The sequence below is a fragment of the Amycolatopsis sp. NPDC050768 genome, from assembly GCF_040654155.1.
GTDB lineage: Bacteria > Actinomycetota > Actinomycetes > Mycobacteriales > Pseudonocardiaceae > Amycolatopsis.
Window position 1 is genome coordinate 160,591 of the sequence record NZ_JBFAHL010000008.1, and the last position, 16,955, is coordinate 177,545.

Consider the following 16,955-nt stretch of genomic DNA (forward strand, 5'->3'; position numbering starts at 1 on the left):
CCTGCGCCGATGCCGCCGGTCCGGGGGACGCTCGCGGGTAGCGTCGCGCTCATGACGAGGGTGGTGTTCCTGCTCGCACCTCAGGCGTACCTGCTGGACATCGCGGGCGCGGCCGACGTGTTCCTCGCCGCGCGTTCGCTGGGCCTGCCCTACGAGCTGGCCTACTTCGCCGAGGAACCCGACGTGCCCACCGCCGAGGGCCTGCCGGTGCGCGCCTCGACCCGCGTCCCCGTCCTCGGCCGCGACGACATCCTCGTGGTCCCCGGCGGCGCCGGCTTCACCCCGGGCATCGCCCCGGCCATGCCGCGCGGGCTCGACCTGCTGCGCGTCCACCACTCCGCGGGCGGCCTCGTCGCGAGCGTCTGCGCGGGCACCGTCGCCCTCGCCGAGGCGGGCCTGCTCGACGGTCACCGCTGCACCACCCACCACGACCTCCAAGACGACCTCGCCCTGCGCTACCCGGCCACCACCGTGGTCCGCGACGTGCTCTACGTCGTCGACGGCCGCGTCGCCTCCTCCGCCGGCATGGCCAGCGGCATCGACCTGGCGCTGCACCTCGTCGCCACCGCCCACGGCCCCGGCGTCGCGGGCCGCATCGCGCGTTCGCTCGTCTTCTACGCGCGCCGCAACGGCCAGCAGCCCGTCACCGGACTGCTCCGCCACCGCAACCACCTGTCCGACCTGGTGCACCGCGTGCAGGACCTGATCGAGACGCGCTACGCGGAACCCCTGCGGCTTTCGTCCCTGGCGCGGGAACTGGGCTGCAGCGAGCGGACTGTGACGCGGCACTTCGTCGACGCGGTGGGGATGACTCCGTTGCGCTATCAGCAAACGCTGCGGTTGGAACACGCCGAGCACCTGCTGGCCGACGGGTCGACTCTCGAGGCAGCAGCTCGCAGTGCCGGCTTTGCGGACTCGCGGTCGCTGCGGTTGTTGCGGAAGTCGAAGGAACTGCAGCACCAGTAGGTTTTGTCCACAACGGAGCTATGGGTGAGCCGGCGCCCGAAAAGCGCCGGCTCACCCACCCGAGAACTCCTTACACCGCAACCCGTCCGCCATCCACCGGCAGCACCGCGCCGTGGATGAAGCTCGCGCCGCCGGTCACCAGGAACACGATCGCCGCCGCGATCTCGTCCGGGCCGGCGGGGCGGCCGGCGGGGGCGAGCGACGCCAGCTGATCCAGGGTTTCGCCCATCACGGCCGTGCCTTCGGTGCGTGTCGGGCCGGGGCTGACGGCGTTCACGCGCACGCCGCGCGGGCCGAATTCCGCGGACCACGACTTCGTCAGCAGCTCGAGCGCCGCCTTGCTGGAGCCGTAGAGACCCATGCCCGCGGCGCCGAACTCCGCGACCATGGTGGACACGTTCACGATCGATCCCGCGCCGCGCGCGGCCATCGCCGGCGCGAGGGCCGCGACGAGGAAGTACGGCGCCTTCACGTTCAGCGCGTACACCGCGTCGAAGTCCTGCTCCGACGTGTCCTCGGTGGGGCCGAAGGGAAACACGCCGGCGCTGTTCACCAGCACGTCCACGCGTCCCGTTACCGCGAGGGCGCGCGAAGCGAGGTCCTGCGCCGAGGCCACGTCTGCGAGGTCGGAAGCCAGGAACGCGGCCTGCCCGCCCTCGGCGACGATCTCCTTCACCACCTGCTCACCACGGCCGGCGTCGCGACCGCTCACCAGCACGTGGGCGCCGAGCTTCGCCAGCGCCACTGCCGTCGCGCGCCCGATGCCGCTCGTCGCGCCCGTGACCAGAGCGGTGGTTCCCGACAGTTCTGCCGTCATTTCAGTCACTTCTCCCGAATCCGGCCGCGCCGTGGTGCGCAGCCGCCTCGTTCAAGCGAAACAGCCCGGTCAGCCTTCCGACCTGGCGATACCGCTCGCTTATGACCCTTATAAGACGTCCAGTGCCGCCACCAGATGCCCGAGGTCACGCCGGTGCGACGCCGCCGCCCACACCGCCCACGTCCGTCGCACGAGTGGGGACCCGAGCAGCGGACACCAAGCCAGGTGCTCGGGGATGGGCTGCGTCCAGTTCGGCGGCGCGAGCGTGAACGTGCCACCCGCGCTCACGGCGGCGAACTTGAGCTCGGAGATCAGCGAGTGCCCGGCCGTCGGATCGGGGCCGATTTCGAGACCGTGCGAACGGAAGATCGCGGTCACCTCGTCGTACCACGCCGGGCTGCCCTCCCTCGGGAACCCGATCCACTCCAGCCCGACCAGCGCGTCGAGCCGGATTCCGTCGGGCCCCGCGAGCTTGCCGGCCTGCTCCTTCGACAGCAGCACCCCGAGCTTCTCCTCCAGCACCGGCATCGCGTCGAGCTCCGGCCCCACCGGCCGCTCGCGCACGAGGCCCAACTCGAGCTCGCCCTTCTGCAACAGCCCGAACTGCCCGGTCGTCGACGCGTGCACCACCTGCACCCTCGTGTCCGGAAACGCGGCGGCCAGATCGGCCAACGCCCGCGCCATCAAATCCGGCGGCAACTCCAACGGCATCCCGACGCGCAACAGACTCCCCGACGCATGCCGCGTCACCGCCGCCACCGCCTGGTCATGCCGCGCCAGCACCGCGCGCGCCTCACCCGCCAACGTCATCCCGGCCTCGGTGGGCTGCACACCCGCGTTGCTGCGGACCAGTAACTGCACCCCCAGCTGCCGCTCCAGCGCCTGCACCGTCTGCGACACCGCCGGCTGGCTCACGTGCAACCGCCGCGCCGCCGCCGACAGCCCACCCTCCTCGACCACGGCGACGAAGGCGCGCATTTCTCGGATCTCCATGGTGTTCATCGCACCACGGCTGTCTATGAGGGGGTGGGGGGTGAGTGTCTCGGCGCCCGGGCGTGGTGGGGGACGGATCGTGTGGGCCTTGGTGACCGACCTATCCAACGGTCACATTCCGACCGTCACGCGGCTCAGCCACTCTTGGAACGCGCCGGGTCAGCGGGCCAACCATCTTCCCAATGGTCACCGATCGGCAGGCACGACTCCCAACTCAGCCACCCGACAAAGCCGTCGGTTTCTCCGGCCAACCTTTCCCCGGCCGGCCCCCGGCGAAGCACTATCTTCTACCATTGAGTGCAGCGGGGGCTAGCCATGTGTATCTTCTTTTAATCGTTTGTCTTTGGTTTTAAAGATCAAAAGATTAAAAGACAAACCTCCAGATGGCTCCCCGAAGTTCAATTGTCACTACGGCTCGGGGTAGCTTGTCAAGGCGGGAAAGAGTACCTTGACAAGCTACCCCGAGCCGTGTGGTTTCACCTTCGTCGGGGGCCGGCCGGGGAAAGGTCGGGGGATTGGTTGGGAGATCCTGGGTTGGGTGCACCCGCTGTCTGTCGGGTAGATGGCGTACCTGGCGGAAAGTGGGTGCCTGGCCGTCGGTGGAGGGTTATTGCAGGTTCGTGTGGCGACCGGTGAGCCTGGGTGTTACTCGAGAACCGAGGTGACCATGGTGTCCAAGACATCCATGCTCATCGGTTCCACATCATCCACATTGATCAAGTGGCCCAATCGCACTGCGTCGGGTGAGCTGTGGTCTGGGCCGCCGCTCAGTTCGTAGGCTGTCTTCAGTAGGTGTGCCGCGTGTTCCGTCTGGCCGATGCGAAGGGCGTGATCTGCAATCCCCACAACCACTTGTGATAAATACATCGCGTCGCCGGCTGTGGTGGTCAGGTCGAAGGCGGCGCGGCGGCGGGTTGCGGCCTCGGCGAGATGGCCGTTGTCGGCGTCCACGAATGCGCGTGACTGAGTCATCATTGCTTGGAAGAGGGGATGCAAGGGCAGGTGCTGGACCAAGCTCTCGGCCCGGTCAAAGAACCTCACCGCAGCGCCGGAGTCTCCGCGCCACCGGGCCAGGTCGCCCTTGGCCTGAGCGAGGCCGGCGAGTGCGTCCGGAGAAACTACTACCGCAGCATCACGGTCGGCGGCGGCGAGGGCGGCGTCGGCAGAAGCGGGGTCGCCCATCAGCCAGAAGAGTTGGGCTTGGCGGCCCCAGATGTACAGGACGTCTTCTAGCGTGCCGATTTCCGTGACGACGTCGATGGCTTCGGAGTAGTGGTCGACGGCTCGGTGGAGTTCGCCGTTGCGGGCGATGAGTTCGGCGAGGCTGCTCAGGGCCAGGGAGCGGCCCCAGCGTTCGCCGGTGAGGCGGAACAGGCGCACGGATTCTTCGAGGTCGACTTCGGTGGCGGCGCGGCCGTGGCTGGTGTTGAACTGCAGGCGGGCGCGGGTGAGGCGGGCGTGGGCGCGGAGCCAGGGGTCTTCGTCGGCGAGGAGGGTGTCCAAAGTGTCCAGACGTGGGGGTGCGCCGGTTGGGGTGCCGGACAACAGTTGTTCGAGCGGGGCCATGAAGCGGAGGGCCGGGTGGGCGCGCGGGCCGCCTTCCGTCAGTTCCATGGCGGTGTGGATCCAGGACTCGGCGGAGCGGTCGTCGGCCAAGCCGGCTGTGGAGAAGAGGACGCAGAGGGCGTTGGCGGAAGCGCGGTCTTCGTTGTCGACCTGACCGGGGACGGCGAGGGCGGCGACGATCAGTTCCATGCCTTCGGCGCGGTGGCCGCCCAGGAGCCAATACCAGCCGGAGGCGACGACGAGGCGGATCGCCGTGGCTGCGTCGCCTGCGGTGATGGCGGAACGGACGGCGGAGGTGAGGTTGCCGTGGTCGGCGGTGAGGCGGGCGAGCCATTCGAGCTGTTCGGCGCGGCGCAGGTGGGGATCGGCGGCTTCGGCGAGCTGGGCGAACCAGGTGGCGTGGGCGCGTCGCAACAGCTCGGGTTCGGCGGCTTCGGTGAGGCGCTCCAGGGCGTAGGCCTTGATGGTTTCGAGCATGGTGTAGCGCGGTTCGGGCGTGTCCGAAACGACGAGGAGAGACTTGTCGACAAGGGCTGTGAGCAGGTCAGGAGAATCCTCGGTGCCGCAGACCGCAGCGGCTGCTTCGGAGGTGGCGCCGCCGGAGAAGACGGCGAGGCGGCGCAGCAGGGTGCGCTCGGCGTCGGACAGGAGTTCCCAGCTCCAATCGACGACTGCGCGCAGGGTGCGGTGCCGGGGGAGCGCTGTGCGGCTGCCGGCGGTCAGGAGACGGAAGCGGTCGTCGAGGCGGGCGGCCAGTTGGGCGATGGTGAGGGAGCGCAGGCGCGCGGCGGCCAGTTCGACGGCGAGGGGCATGCCGTCGAGGGCGCGGCAGATGCGGGCGACGGCGTCGACGGTCGACGCGCTCACCTCGAAGCCCGGGCGCACCGCCGCGGCGCGGTCCGCGAGGAGGCGAACGGAAGCGCAGGCCATGGCGTCGGCGACGCTCGCGTCCTGCGGTGGCAGGGCGAGCGGCTCCACCGGCCACAACGCTTCCCCCGTGACGGCGAGCGGTTCGCGGCTCGTCGCGACGATGCGCAGGCGGGGGCATTCGCCGAGGAGCCGTTCGGCCAGCTCGGCGGCGGCGTCGATGACGTGCTCGCAGTTGTCGAGCACCAGCAGCGCTTCGCGGCCACGCAGGGCGCCGACGGCCCGGTCGACAGGCGTGCCGCCGGCGGTCAGGCCGAGCTGGCCCTGTTCGCGCAGGCCGAGGGTGGTGAGGACGGTCTGGGCGACGTCGGCGCCGTCGGTGATCGGGGCGAGTTCGACGAGCCAGACGTCGCCGCGCGTGCGATCGAGGAGCGTGCGGGCGGTTTCGGTGGCCAGGCGCGTTTTCCCGGCGCCGCCCGGCCCGGTCAGCGTGGTGAGGCGGTATTCGGCGACGAGCTTGGCGACCTGGGCGACGTCGGCGTCGCGGCCGACGAAGCTCGTGAGGCCGGCGCGCAGGTTGTTGCGCGGCTCGTCGTGACTGTCCGCAGGGGAATCGCGCAGGATTGCCGTGTGCAGCGCGGAAAGCTGCGCCGACGGGTCCGTGCCGAGCTCTTCCGCGAGGGCTTTGCGGACGCGTTCGTAGACCGTCAGCGCGTCGGCAGGCCGCCCGGCGGCGCGCAGGGCGCGCATGAACGCGGCGGCGAGGCGTTCGCGTAACGGGTGTTCCGACAGGAGCGTGGTGAGCTCCGCGACCAGCTCCTCGCCGCCGCCCAACCGCAGCGCCGCCTCGGCGTGGTCCTCCGCCGCGCCCAACCGCAGCTCGGTGAGCCGGGCGAGCGGGGCTTGGAAATAAGTGCTGTCGGCTTGACCGGGACCCCGCCACAGATCCAGCGCCTGCCGCAGCAGCGTGACGGTCTCCGCATCGCCCACCTGCCGCGCCTTCGCGACCAGTTCCTCGAACCGCGCCGCGTCCACACTCGCCGACAGCCGGTACCCCGTGGGCGTCGACTCCAGCGTCACCCCGGCCTTGCGCAGCCGCGAAACGAGCGCCTGCAACGCGTTGCTAGTCGCCGGCGGGTGCTCGCCCCACACCGCGTCGACCAGCCGAGCCGCCGACACTTCCCGGCCGGGCTCCAGCGCCAGCGCACTGAGCAGCGCCCGCAGCCGCGCGCCCGCGACCTCGACGGGCGCGCCGTCGTCCGTCCGGACCTCCAGAGGGCCGAGCAAGCTGATCCGCACCGCTCGATTCTGCCCGGTTCACGGCGGCGGCACCTCGGGGAGATCCCCGGAGTTCAACCGCGCGTTGCGCCTTGCCGCGCGTTCCGCCTTGCCGCGCGGATTCGCTCGGACGGTGGTGGTGTCAGCTGTCGATGAGCGGGATGCGCTGCTGATTCGGCCCTCGAGAACTCGCCCAGTAGCCCCGGTTTCCCGCTCGACGGCGGCCTGAACGGAAGTTGTCCACACCCACCCCGAGTTGTGGACAACTTCGCCCTCCGACTGGGTTGGCCACGGGTTTTGTCGGGGGTGGCCGATAGACTGGACAAGGGCACGCCCCCCAAGGGAGGGCGGGGGTCTGTCTGGCGGCGGAGGGGGCACTGAGGGGCAAAGTTCGGCGGCTGGGTGCTGCGCCAGCCTCGGCGAGAATTACGCTCGCGATGTGGGTAACTTACGTTCGGTGAGCTTCCGAGGACGACGATGAGTTACCCGCCGCAGCCGGGTGGGCCGTATCCGCAGCAGCCCTACCCCCAGCAGCCCTACCCGCAACAACAGCCCTACCCGTCCCAGCAGCAGCCATACCCGCAGCAACAGTGGGCCCAACCCGGCTACCCACCACCCGGCTACCCGCCGCAGCCCAGGAAGCGGAGCCTCCTCTGGCTCTGGATCACCCTCGGCGTGGTCGTGGTGCTGGCGGCCGGCGTCGCGATCACTGGCTTCGTCGCACCCGGGTTCCTCGTGAACAAGAACCACCCGGTCGGCGCCGCCGGCACTCTGCCTGAGCCGCAGTTCATGAACGAGCTTCTCGGCAAGCTCAATGCCCACGACCTCGCCGGAGCCGCCGCGTATGTGTGCGAGTCGGCGGACGAGAGTCCGGCCTCGCTGGTGCACGGGCATTTCGCGGACCCGAACGTGGGGCACTACCGCGTCCGGGAGGTCGAGCCGCTGCACGAGATCACGCAGTTCGTAGACGTCGACTCGGACTTTCCCGGAAACCCGACGCCCTACCGCGCCACGTTCACGCTGCGGCAGGGGCCCGACGGCGGGTTCTGCCTCTTCGGCGTCATCTGACCGGCGGCGACACTCCACGGCAAGCCGCGTCGTTCCCGGAGGTTGGCGCGGTTCGTACCTACAGTGGCCGGGTGACTACGCCAGCGCAGCACAAGCGCGAGCAGGCGACGGCGCGCGTCGCCCGGGTGCAGGAGACCATGCGGGCGCGGCTGGGTGCCCTGCCGGAAGCCGGGGATGAGCGGACGCGTGCCCTCGACAGCCTGGTCGACGCGGCGGAGGACCTGCTGCGCACGGAGCACGAGGTGGAGATCGCGACCGAGCAGGTGCGCGCGGCGAAGCTGGAGGCGCAGCGGACCGGCGCGCAGCGGCTGTCGCTGTACCTGGCGGCGGCGCCCGTCGCGGTGGGGATGGTGGCGGGCGCGCTGATGCTGTTCGGCGGTATCAGCGCGGTGTGGATCCTGTTCGCGCTGCCGCTGCTCGGCGCCGGCCTGCGGATCGCGCTCGGGTCGCTCGGGCCGACGCCGCTGATGGTCGACCGGCGGCTGCGCGCCGCGTACACGGGGGCGGCCGCGGCGGGGCTCACGGCCGCGTCGCTGCTGGTCCCGGGCGCCGTGCAGACGATCCTGGTGGTGCTCGCCGCCGTCGCGACCGCGGTCACCGTCGTGTTCCTGGTGCAGGAGGTCCGATGACCTACTCCGAGTACTACCCCGACACCGAGTACTACCCCGAAGGCGAGGAGGAAACGGACAGCGAGTTCGACGCGCTGTCCGAAACCGTCGACGGCATGCAGGAAACCGTCGTCGACCTCGAGTCGCGCACCGGGCGCGAGCTGACGGAGCTTCGCGAGACGTTCGAGTCCTTCTCCGACGCCCAGGTCCGCCACGAGTCCCGCCTCGTCCTCGCCACGCGCCAGCTCGAACGGCTGCGCCAGCGCCTGCAGTTGCTCGAACGCGCGGTGCGTGTGTCGGAGAAGGTGCCGGTGGTGGACCTCGACGACGTCGGCCCCGCGTTGCGCAAGCTCGCCGCCGATGCCGAACGTCGCCACGCGCTGGCCGCGCAGCTGATGACGGCCAACCAGCGCCGTCCGTACGAAGAGGACATCGCGCGGCTGCCGCAGGCGCGCGAAGCGTTGGCAGAGAGCGAAAACGCGCTCATCAACGTGCTCGCCATCCTCGCGGCCACCCAGCACGGCGACGAAAACCGCGGTAGCGCCGAGTCACGACTGTCCGAAGTGGTCGCCCGTCGCCGCGGTGTCCTCGATCGTCAGCTGCCCGCCGCGGTCAAGGACGCCGAGGCCGCGCAGCAGGTGCTCGACGCCGACGACGTCACGCGCACCCGCGTGCTGCCCCAGATCGAGAAGTCCGAACGCGACTGGGAAGAGCTGCACTCCAAGCTGCGCGAACGCATCACCGACGCGATCGGCTCCAGCGCGTTGTTGCCCGTGTGGTTCACGCACGCATTCGGCGTCGTCCCGCCGTCCGGTGCGGCGGGGGACCGGTGGATCCGCGCGGCGACGTCGGCACTGGCGTACCGCGTGACCCACGGCGTGGCCGACCAGGCGCTGCCGCTGGGCGAGCCCCCGGCCGACGACACCGACTGGACCCAGCCTCAGTGGTCCTGGCGCGCCCGGCTCGAGCAGGACATCGAGGACCTCGACATCAGTGGAGACTGACCGGGCCTGACTAGGCCTGGGCGATCCGCACGAGGTTCCCCGCCGGGTCGCGCACGGCGGCGTCGCGCACGCCCCAGAACTGGTCGGCCGGCTCCTGCAGCACCTCGGCGCCGGGCGCGGCGGCGACCTTGGCGAACGTCTCGTCGAGGTTGTCCGTGCGCAGGTTGATCGCGCCGAGCTCCCCCTTGGCGAGCAGCGCGGCCACGGTGTCGCCGTCGGCCTTGGACCGGCCGGCGTGCGGCTGCGACAGCACGATCTCGATCTCGGGCTGGGTGTCGGTGGTGAGGGTGACCCAGCGGAAGCCGTCGTTGGCGACCTCGTTGCGCACCTTGAAGCCCAGCGTGTCTCTGTAGAACGCGACGGCCGCGTCGGGATCGTCGACGATCACGTGCACGGCGGCGATGGAAACAGTCATGCCGTGAGATTATGCGGACGCGCCGACGGACGCTTCTCCAAAACTGCTCTGCCGCGGCGCGCCGCCGGTCTTGCGCGGCCGCGTCGCCACCATCGTCTGGCACGGCGGCACCGCGGCGACGTGCTCGTGGTCGCGCGCGCGGTAGGCCGAGGGCGTATCGCCGACGAGCTCCGTGAACCGAGCCGAAAACGACCCGAGGCTGGTACACCCGACGGCGAAGCACGCTTCGGTGACGGTGAGACCGTTGCGCAGCAGAGTCTTGGCGCGTTCGATGCGGCGGGTCATCAGGTAGGAGTACGGCGTCTCCGAGTACGCCTCGCGGAAGCGGCGGCTGAAGTGCGCCGTCGACATCAGCGCCGTGCGGGCGAGCGCGGGCACGTCGAGGGGTTCGGCGTACTCGCGGTCCATCCGGTCACGGGCCCGGCGCAGTCTGCGCAGCTCGTCGAGGTCGGCGCTCATGGGCTCCATTCTGCACTGCTCAGCGTGGTTCCTTCGGCGATTGGTCCGAATCGGGCACGAGCGAGCGCTGCGCCCACGCCACGTCCCGCCACGCTCCGTGTTTCCACCCGATGCGCCGGTACGTGCCCACGGGCTCGAACCCCAGCGCCGTGTGCAGGCCGACGCTGGGCTCGTTCGGCAGCGTCATTCCCGCGACGGCCGTCCGGAACCCGCGCTCCGCGAGGCGTGCGAAGAGCGCTTCGTACAGCGCGCGGCCGCCACCCGTGCGTCGCCGCCCCAGCTCCAGGTACACGCTCACCTCGCACGACCAGCGGTACGCGGCGCGCTCCTTGAACGGTCCGCCGTACGCGTACCCGGCCACGCGCCCGTCGATCTCCAGCACCAGCCACGCGTGCGTCTTCGCGGCGCGCCTGATGCGCTCCGCCATTTCCGCGCCGGTCGGCGGCTCCGTCTCGAACGTGATCGTCGTGTCGCGCACGTATGGCGCGTAGATCTCCGCGCACGCTTCGGCGTCGCGATCGTCGGCGTCTCGGATCAGCATGGTTCACTATAGTAGCGGCTATTGGCTGTTATAGTGTCATCTTGTGACGGACCCCCTGTCAGCCTCCCTGGCCTCGACCCTGCGCGACGCCCGCCTCGCCCACGACCTCTCCGCCGGCACCCTGGCCGAACGCTCGGGCGTCTCGCGCGCCATGATCGGCAAAATCGAACGCGGCGAGGCCCAACCCACGGCGGTGCTGCTGAGCCGGCTCGCGTCCGCGTTGGGCCTGACCTTGTCGGAACTCGTCGCGCGCGCCGAGGCCGGCTCCGACCGTCGCCTCATGCGGCTTTCGGACCAACCGACGTGGACCGACCCGGTCACGGGGTATGTGCGCCGCGCTGTCTCACCGCCGGGTTCCACGGAACTAGTCGAGGTCTCCCTGCCGGCCGGCGCTTCGGTCGGCTTTCCGGCGGATTCTTATGCGTTCGCGGACCACCTGATCTGGGTCTTGTCGGGCCACCTCCGCTTCGTCGAGGGCTCCACGGTGCACGAACTCGACGCGGGGGATTGCCTGCAGTTGGGCCGCCCGGCGCCGTGCACCTATGTGAACCCGACTCCGGACGTTTGCCGCTATCTGGTGGTGCTGACGAAACGCTGATCGCCGCTTCACCGGTAAGGTCTGCGTTCTTGGGGGGACACATGACCGACTCTTTGACCCGACGGCCCGTCGGCGCGGGCGAAGCCCTCGCCGTCGCCGGTGGCCTGGTATCCGGCGCCTTCGCGGCCTTCGCGTATTACAACGCCGGCCTCCGCCTCCTCGCGCACGCCTTCGTCCTGTGGATCGCGCTGGTGGTCGCCGTCTCCGCCGGCCGCGGGCCGCGCCGTGCGTACGTCCGCACCGTCGCCGCCCTCCTGCCGGCCGTGGTGGCGTTCTACGTGGGCAAGAAAGTCATGTACGGCCTCAAATACCCGGGCATGCCCTACTCGATCGACACCCAGACCGTGGTGCTGTGGTGTTTCCTGGCCGTCCTCGCAGGCGCCCTCGGCCTGGCCTTCCGCTTCGTCGGCGCCCCCACCCGTGCCGGCACCCTCGCCACGGCCGCCGCCGTGGGCCTCCTCCTCGCGGACGCCGCCCGCGAATGGCCTCACCTCGGCTCCGTCGCCTTGGCGGTGGCGACTCTGCTCGCTCTCGGTGTGGTGCTGGGGCTAGGGGTGCGTTCGCTGCGGCAGCTGGGGTTTGTGGCTTTGTGGGTGGTGCCGTTTGCCTTGGTTGCCACGGTGTTGGTGGCGCTTCCCGACGTTCTGGAGTCTCTGCTCTGACTTCCTGCAGCGCTTCGCGTCTGGCTTACCGAACTGCCAACAAAAGCCGGCCGGCACCCCGAACAGGCACCGGCCGGCAAACGACAAATTTCAGACCAGCTCCGGAATCACCTTGGACGCATAAAGCTCGAGGCCCGACCGGTCATACGCCGCCTCCACGAAGTAGGAGATCGCGTACGTCATCCCGAGATCTTCCATCTCCTTCAGCCGCTCCACGATCTGCTCCGGCGTGCCCACCAGCGGGCCGTTCTCGAAGCTGGTGACGGTGGACTCCAGCACATCCGCCGGCAGATACCGCTCGTAGTGCGAACGGATCCACGCCAGCCGGTCCTGCACGTCCTTCTCGGTTTCGCCGATCACGACGTTGTAGTTGGCCGAGCGGACGATCGAACCGAAGTCCGTGCCGAGTTCCTTGCAGTGGCCCTCCAGCACCGACGACTTGTGCTTGAAGCCCTCGACGTCGCCGACGAAGTTGGTGTACTGGGCGTACTTCGCAGCCGTGCGCAGGGTCTTCTTCTCGCCGCCGCCGGCGATCCACAGGGGGATTCCGCCGTCCTGCAAGGGAAGGGGGCGGGAGATGGCGCCGTCGACCTGGTAGTGCTTGCCGTCGAGGGTGGCTTTGCCCTCGGTCCAGAGCTGGCGCATGATCTCGACGCCCTCGTCGAGCATGCCGAGGCGCTCGCCGGCGCTGGGGAAGCCGTAGCCGTACGCGCGCCACTCGTGCTCGTACCAGCCGCCGCCGATGCCCATCTCCACGCGGCCGCCGGAGATCACGTCGATGGTGGCCGCGACCTTCGCGAGGTACGCGGGGTTGCGGTACGCCATGCAGGTGCACATCTGCCCCAGCCGCACGCGCGAAGTCGCGGCGCCGTAGGCCGCCATGAGGCTCCACGCCTCGTGGGTGGCTTCGTCGCTCGGCACGGGCACGGTGTGGAAGTGGTCGTAGACCCAGATCGACTCGAACGGTCCCGCGTCGGCGAAGCGGGCGAGGTCGAGCATCGTGGTCCAGTGGTCGGCCGGGTCGATATCGACGAGGTCGTGACGCCAGCCCTGGGGAACGAACATTCCGAATCGCATGGGCACGACCCTAGGCCTGGAGCGCACTCCAGGTGCTGCTGAACCGGTGATAACTCACAGTTTCGGCAGCTGCTGCTCCACCCCCAGCAACGTCGCGAACGGATCGCCGACGGTCTCGACTCGTTCGAGGACTGTCCGAATCGTCCAGTGGTCGGGAGTGAGAATTGGATCGTCGAGCTCTTCCCATCGCAGCGGCACGGAAACCGGCGCACCCGGCCGCGGGCGGATGCTGTAGGGCGCGACGAGCGTTTTGTTCAGCACGTTCTGCGTGTAGTCCAGCCGTGCCTTGCCCCCGCGGCGGTCCTTGTGCCACGCCCAGCTCACCAAATCGGGCAGCGTGCGCCCGATCGTCTTCGACACGGTCTCGGCCCACTTGCGCGTTTCCGCATACGTGTAGCGCGGTTCCACCGGCACCCACACCTGGATCCCGCGCTGTCCCGTGACTTTCGGCAGCCCGACGAGCCCGAGGTGCTCCAAAGCGGTGCGGTGCAAGCGCGCGAGGGCGAGCACGTCGTCGAACGACGTCTCCGGGCCGGGGTCGATGTCGAACAACGTCCACGTGGGGTGCTCGACGTCCTCGATCCGCGACGTCCACGCGTGCAGCTCGAGCGCGCCGAAGTTCGCCAGCCACGCCAGGTCGGCGACGCCTTCGGGCACGAGGTACTGCTGCACGTCGTCGGGATCGGCTTCCTCGTAGTGCCAGCGGTGCAGCCACTTCGGCGCGTGGTCGGGCACTTCCTTGTGCCAGAAGCCGGGTTTCTCGATGCCGCCGGGGAACCGGTGTGTGTTGAGCGCGCGGTTGGCGAGGTAGGGCAGCATCGTCGGGCCGATGCGCGTGTAGTATCGGATGAGGTCGCGTTTGGTGATCGGGTCCTCACCGTCACGGCCGGGGACGAGCACCTTGTCGAGGTTGGTCAGCGCCAGCTTCTGTCCGGCGACCGCCCAGCTGCCGCGCGCGTCGAGCTCGTCGAGCGCTTTCAGCTCCGAGGAAGACGCGGGGGTGAACTCGGGCGCGAGCCGCACCTCCGCCTCGGCCGCGGGCAGGTCGCTGCGCCAGAGCGCGGGGGGAGCGGCCTTGATCTCGTCGTTGGTGAGGCCGCTCTTCACGGACTGCGGGTGGTCTTCGGCGTCCCAGCCGGCGGTGGCGTGGTCGTCTTGCTTGTGCAGCAGCAGCCACTGCTTCCCGTCGCCGTCGCGGCTGGGGTGGATGAGCACGAAGCGGCCGGCGAGCTTCTCGCCGAACAAGTCGAAGTGCAGGTTGCCGTCGGCGAGTGCCTGCTCGGGATCGTCGGTGTCGACGGGCTCCCACGTGCCGCGGTCCCACACGATCACGTCGCCGCCGCCGTACTCGCCGTGCGGGATCACGCCCTCGAAATCGGCGTATTCGAGCGGGTGGTCCTCCACGTGCACGGCCATGCGCCGCACCTTCGGGTCGAGCGTCGGGCCCTTCGGCACGGCCCAGCTGATGAGCACGCCGCCCAGCTCCAGGCGCAGGTCGTAGTGCCGGCGGCGGGCGCGGTGGCGCTGCACGACGAAGCGGTTTCCCGGCGTGGTGGCCGCGTCGCCGCCCGCGGGCTCGGCGGTGCGCTGGAAGTCGCGCATCTCGCGGTACTTCTCGAGCCGCTCCGCCGCAGAGTCCATGATCCGCCCTCCTGAAGGCAGCGTAGGACACTTTCGATCAGCGGTCCTCCTCGTTCGCCGCCGCGGACTCGCTCGCGAGCGCCCGGTGGCGCCCGCCGCGGCGCACGTGGCCCTCCTCGCGCAGGCGCTCCACCATGTGCGGGTAGTGCAGCTCGAACGCCGGCCGTTCGGAACGGATGCGGGGCAGCTCGAGGAAGTTGTGCCGCGGCGGTGGGCACGTCGTCGCCCACTCCAGCGAGTTGCCGAAGCCCCACGGATCGTCGGTGTCGACGCGAGCGCCGAAGCGGTAGCTCTTCACCACGTTCCAGATGAAGGGCAGCACCGAGGCGCCCAGGATGAACGACCCGATCGTGGAGATGGTGTGCATGAGGGTGAACCCGTCGGTGGGCAGGTAGTCGGCGTAGCGGCGCGGCATGCCGGCGTCGCCGAGCCAGTGCTGGATCAGGAACGTGGTGTGGAAGCCGATGAACGTCGTCCAGAAGTGCCACTTGGCCAGCGGCTCTTCGAGCATGCGGCCGGTGATCTTGGGGAACCAGAAGTAGATGCCGGCGAACGTGGCGAACACGATCGTCCCGAACAGCACGTAGTGGAAGTGGGCGACGACGAAGTAGCTGTCGTGCACGTGGAAATCGAGCGCGGGCGCGGCGAGGATGACGCCGGTGAGCCCGCCGAGCAGGAACGTGACGAGGAAGCCGATCGACCACAGCATCGGCGACTCGAACGTCAGCTGCCCCTTCCACATCGTGCCGATCCAGTTGAAGAACTTGATCCCCGTGGGCACGGCGATGAGGAAGGTCATGAACGAGAAGAACGGCAGCAGCACGGCGCCGGTCGCGAACATGTGGTGTGCCCAGACGGTCGCGGACAGGCCGGTGATCGCGATCGTCGCGAACACCATCGTCCGGTAGCCGAAGAGCGGTTTCCGGCTGAAGACGGGAATGATCTCCGTGACGATGCCGAAGTACGGCAGCGCGACGATGTAGACCTCCGGGTGCCCGAAGAACCAGAACAGGTGCTGCCACAGGATGGCGCCGCCGTTGGCCGGATCGAAGACGTGTGCACCGATGTGTCTGTCGGCGAGCAGCCCGAACAGTGCGGCCGTGAGGATCGGGAACGCGAGCAGGATCAGCACGGCGGTGAGCAGGATGTTCCAGGTGAAGATGGGCATCCGCCACATCGTCATGCCGGGGCAGCGCAACGTGACGATCGTCGTCACCATGTTCACTGCGCCCAGGATCGTGCCGAGCCCCGAGATGATCAGCCCGGTGATCCACAGGTCGCCGCCGATGCCCGGCGAGTGGATGGCGTTGGACAGCGGCGTGTACGCGGTCCAGCCGAAGTCGGGCGGGCCGCCGGGCGTGAGGTAGCTGCTGATCACGATCAGCCCGCCGAACAGGTACAGCCAGTAGGAGAACGCGTTCAGCCGCGGGAACGCCACGTCGGGCGACCCGATCTGCAGCGGCACGATGAAGTTGGCGAAGCCGAAGAGGTTCGGGGTCGCGTACAGCAGCAGCATGATCGTGCCGTGCATGGTGAACAGCTGGTTGTACTGCTCAGGTGACAGGAACTGCATGCCGGGCTGGGCGAGCTCCGCGCGCATCAGCAGCGCGGTGAGGCCGCCGACGAGGAAGAACGCGAACGACGTCGAGAGGTAGAGGACACCGATCGTCTTGTGGTCGGTCGTGCGGGCGATCTTCAGGATCTGCCCGCCCTTCGGCCCGCGCCACGCCGGTCGCAGCGGAACCGGAACGGGCCTGGTCACGGTGTCGGCCATCGATCCTCCCCTCAGGGCGTACCCATTGTGGGCCGCGATCACGAGGAGGGGGTGGGGCCGGTTTTTCAACGCGCTTTCCGGTGCGCCGCGGGCTACCTCTGCAGCGGCTGATCGTCCTCCGCGACGCAGGCCTGCACGTGGGTGCGGACGGTGTCGTCGGCGGCGACGCAGGCTTCGACCTCCGTGGTGGCGGTGGCCTGCTGGAGGAGGCTGTAGAGCTGTTCGCGCTGCTCGACGCTCAGGGCGCAGAGCACCTCGTCCTCGACGGCGGCCATGGCGAACTCGGCCTTGGCCAGCTTCTTCGCCCCGACGTCGGTGAGCTCCACCACGTGCCGGCGGCGGTCCTCGGGGGAGCGGCGGCGCTCGATGAGGTTGTCGGCCTCGAGGTCGTTGAGCAGGCCGACGAGGTTGGTGCTGTCGATGCCGAGGGTGGCGGCCAGGGCCTGCTGGGTGCTGCTGCCGTGGTCGCGCAGCACGGTGAGCGTGAGCAGGTGGCGGGGGCGCAGGTTCATGGGCGTCAACACCGATTCCGCCCGCGTCCGCACGCGCCGCGAGAGATGGTCGAGCAGTGCGCCGCACCGGTGGGGCGGCTGGTTGACGACCGGGAGCGAGGCCATGAGT

General features: G+C 69.5%; 16 protein-coding genes. 6 read left to right on the top strand and 10 right to left on the bottom strand.

What is annotated here, in order from left to right; translation table 11 throughout:
• Positions 1 to 51: 51 nt before the first annotated feature.
• A complete protein-coding gene (locus AB0H62_RS24430) occupies positions 52 to 966 on the top strand; it encodes a DJ-1/PfpI family protein (RefSeq protein ID WP_220246674.1) in 915 nt (304 codons plus the stop codon).
• A 70-nt stretch (positions 967 to 1,036) separates the two neighbouring features.
• Here AB0H62_RS24430 and AB0H62_RS24435 read toward each other — a convergent pair whose 3' ends face one another.
• From AB0H62_RS24435 to AB0H62_RS24445, 3 genes are all read right to left on the bottom strand, one after another.
• Positions 1,037 to 1,783, bottom strand: a complete 747-nt coding sequence (locus AB0H62_RS24435) for an SDR family oxidoreductase (RefSeq protein WP_220246675.1) — start codon at positions 1,781 to 1,783, stop codon at positions 1,037 to 1,039.
• Between the two features lie 108 nt (positions 1,784 to 1,891).
• Complete coding sequence (locus AB0H62_RS24440; RefSeq protein ID WP_255638700.1) at positions 1,892 to 2,776, bottom strand: LysR family transcriptional regulator; 885 nt, start codon at positions 2,774 to 2,776, stop codon at positions 1,892 to 1,894.
• Between the two features lie 645 nt (positions 2,777 to 3,421).
• Positions 3,422 to 6,508, bottom strand: a complete 3,087-nt coding sequence (locus tag AB0H62_RS24445; protein ID WP_360588352.1) for a BTAD domain-containing putative transcriptional regulator — start codon at positions 6,506 to 6,508, stop codon at positions 3,422 to 3,424.
• A 456-nt stretch (positions 6,509 to 6,964) separates the two neighbouring features.
• Here AB0H62_RS24445 and AB0H62_RS24450 point away from each other — a divergent pair, with 456 nt between their 5' ends.
• From AB0H62_RS24450 to AB0H62_RS24460, 3 genes are all read left to right on the top strand, one after another.
• A complete protein-coding gene (locus tag AB0H62_RS24450) occupies positions 6,965 to 7,555 on the top strand; it encodes a hypothetical protein (RefSeq protein ID WP_360588354.1) in 591 nt (196 codons plus the stop codon).
• 71 nt (positions 7,556 to 7,626) lie between these two features.
• Entirely contained in the window at positions 7,627 to 8,184 is a 558-nt protein-coding gene (locus AB0H62_RS24455; RefSeq protein WP_360588357.1) for a hypothetical protein, read from the top strand.
• A complete protein-coding gene (locus tag AB0H62_RS24460; RefSeq protein WP_360588359.1) occupies positions 8,181 to 9,167 on the top strand; it encodes a hypothetical protein in 987 nt (328 codons plus the stop codon). Before AB0H62_RS24455 ends, AB0H62_RS24460 begins: the two co-directional genes overlap by 4 nt.
• Positions 9,168 to 9,177: 10 nt before the next feature.
• On the opposite strand, the gene AB0H62_RS24465 is transcribed toward AB0H62_RS24460, so the two are convergent.
• From AB0H62_RS24465 to AB0H62_RS24475, 3 genes are read right to left on the bottom strand one after another with little or no spacing between them, the layout of a single operon-like run.
• Complete coding sequence (locus AB0H62_RS24465; protein ID WP_220246681.1) at positions 9,178 to 9,582, bottom strand: VOC family protein; 405 nt, start codon at positions 9,580 to 9,582, stop codon at positions 9,178 to 9,180.
• A gap of 9 nt (positions 9,583 to 9,591) precedes the next feature.
• A complete protein-coding gene (locus AB0H62_RS24470; RefSeq protein ID WP_255638701.1) occupies positions 9,592 to 10,041 on the bottom strand; it encodes a helix-turn-helix transcriptional regulator in 450 nt (149 codons plus the stop codon).
• A 19-nt stretch (positions 10,042 to 10,060) separates the two neighbouring features.
• On the bottom strand, positions 10,061 to 10,582 hold the full coding sequence (locus AB0H62_RS24475) for an N-acetyltransferase family protein (protein ID WP_360588361.1): 522 nt from the start codon (positions 10,580 to 10,582) through the stop codon (positions 10,061 to 10,063).
• Between the two features lie 43 nt (positions 10,583 to 10,625).
• Here AB0H62_RS24475 and AB0H62_RS24480 point away from each other — a divergent pair, with 43 nt between their 5' ends.
• The gene (locus AB0H62_RS24480) at positions 10,626 to 11,180 is read left to right on the top strand and encodes an XRE family transcriptional regulator (RefSeq protein ID WP_220246684.1); all 555 of its coding nucleotides are present in this window, start codon (positions 10,626 to 10,628) and stop codon (positions 11,178 to 11,180) included.
• A 41-nt stretch (positions 11,181 to 11,221) separates the two neighbouring features.
• Positions 11,222 to 11,842: a hypothetical protein gene (locus AB0H62_RS24485; protein ID WP_220246685.1), complete on the top strand. Its 621-nt coding sequence runs from the start codon at positions 11,222 to 11,224 to the stop codon at positions 11,840 to 11,842.
• Positions 11,843 to 11,932: 90 nt separating this feature from the next.
• On the opposite strand, the gene AB0H62_RS24490 is transcribed toward AB0H62_RS24485, so the two are convergent.
• The 4 genes from AB0H62_RS24490 to AB0H62_RS24505 form a co-directional block, all read right to left on the bottom strand.
• On the bottom strand, positions 11,933 to 12,919 hold the full coding sequence (locus tag AB0H62_RS24490; protein ID WP_220246686.1) for an LLM class F420-dependent oxidoreductase: 987 nt from the start codon (positions 12,917 to 12,919) through the stop codon (positions 11,933 to 11,935).
• A gap of 54 nt (positions 12,920 to 12,973) precedes the next feature.
• Positions 12,974 to 14,560 carry a non-homologous end-joining DNA ligase gene (gene ligD / locus AB0H62_RS24495; RefSeq protein WP_360588365.1) on the bottom strand — a complete coding sequence of 529 codons (1,587 nt, stop codon included), beginning with the start codon at positions 14,558 to 14,560 and terminating at the stop codon, positions 12,974 to 12,976.
• 37 nt (positions 14,561 to 14,597) lie between these two features.
• On the bottom strand, positions 14,598 to 16,334 hold the full coding sequence (ctaD, locus tag AB0H62_RS24500; RefSeq protein WP_220246688.1) for a cytochrome c oxidase subunit I: 1,737 nt from the start codon (positions 16,332 to 16,334) through the stop codon (positions 14,598 to 14,600).
• Between the two features lie 92 nt (positions 16,335 to 16,426).
• Entirely contained in the window at positions 16,427 to 16,951 is a 525-nt protein-coding gene (locus tag AB0H62_RS24505) for a MarR family winged helix-turn-helix transcriptional regulator (protein WP_220246689.1), read from the bottom strand.
• Positions 16,952 to 16,955 lie beyond the last annotated feature (4 nt).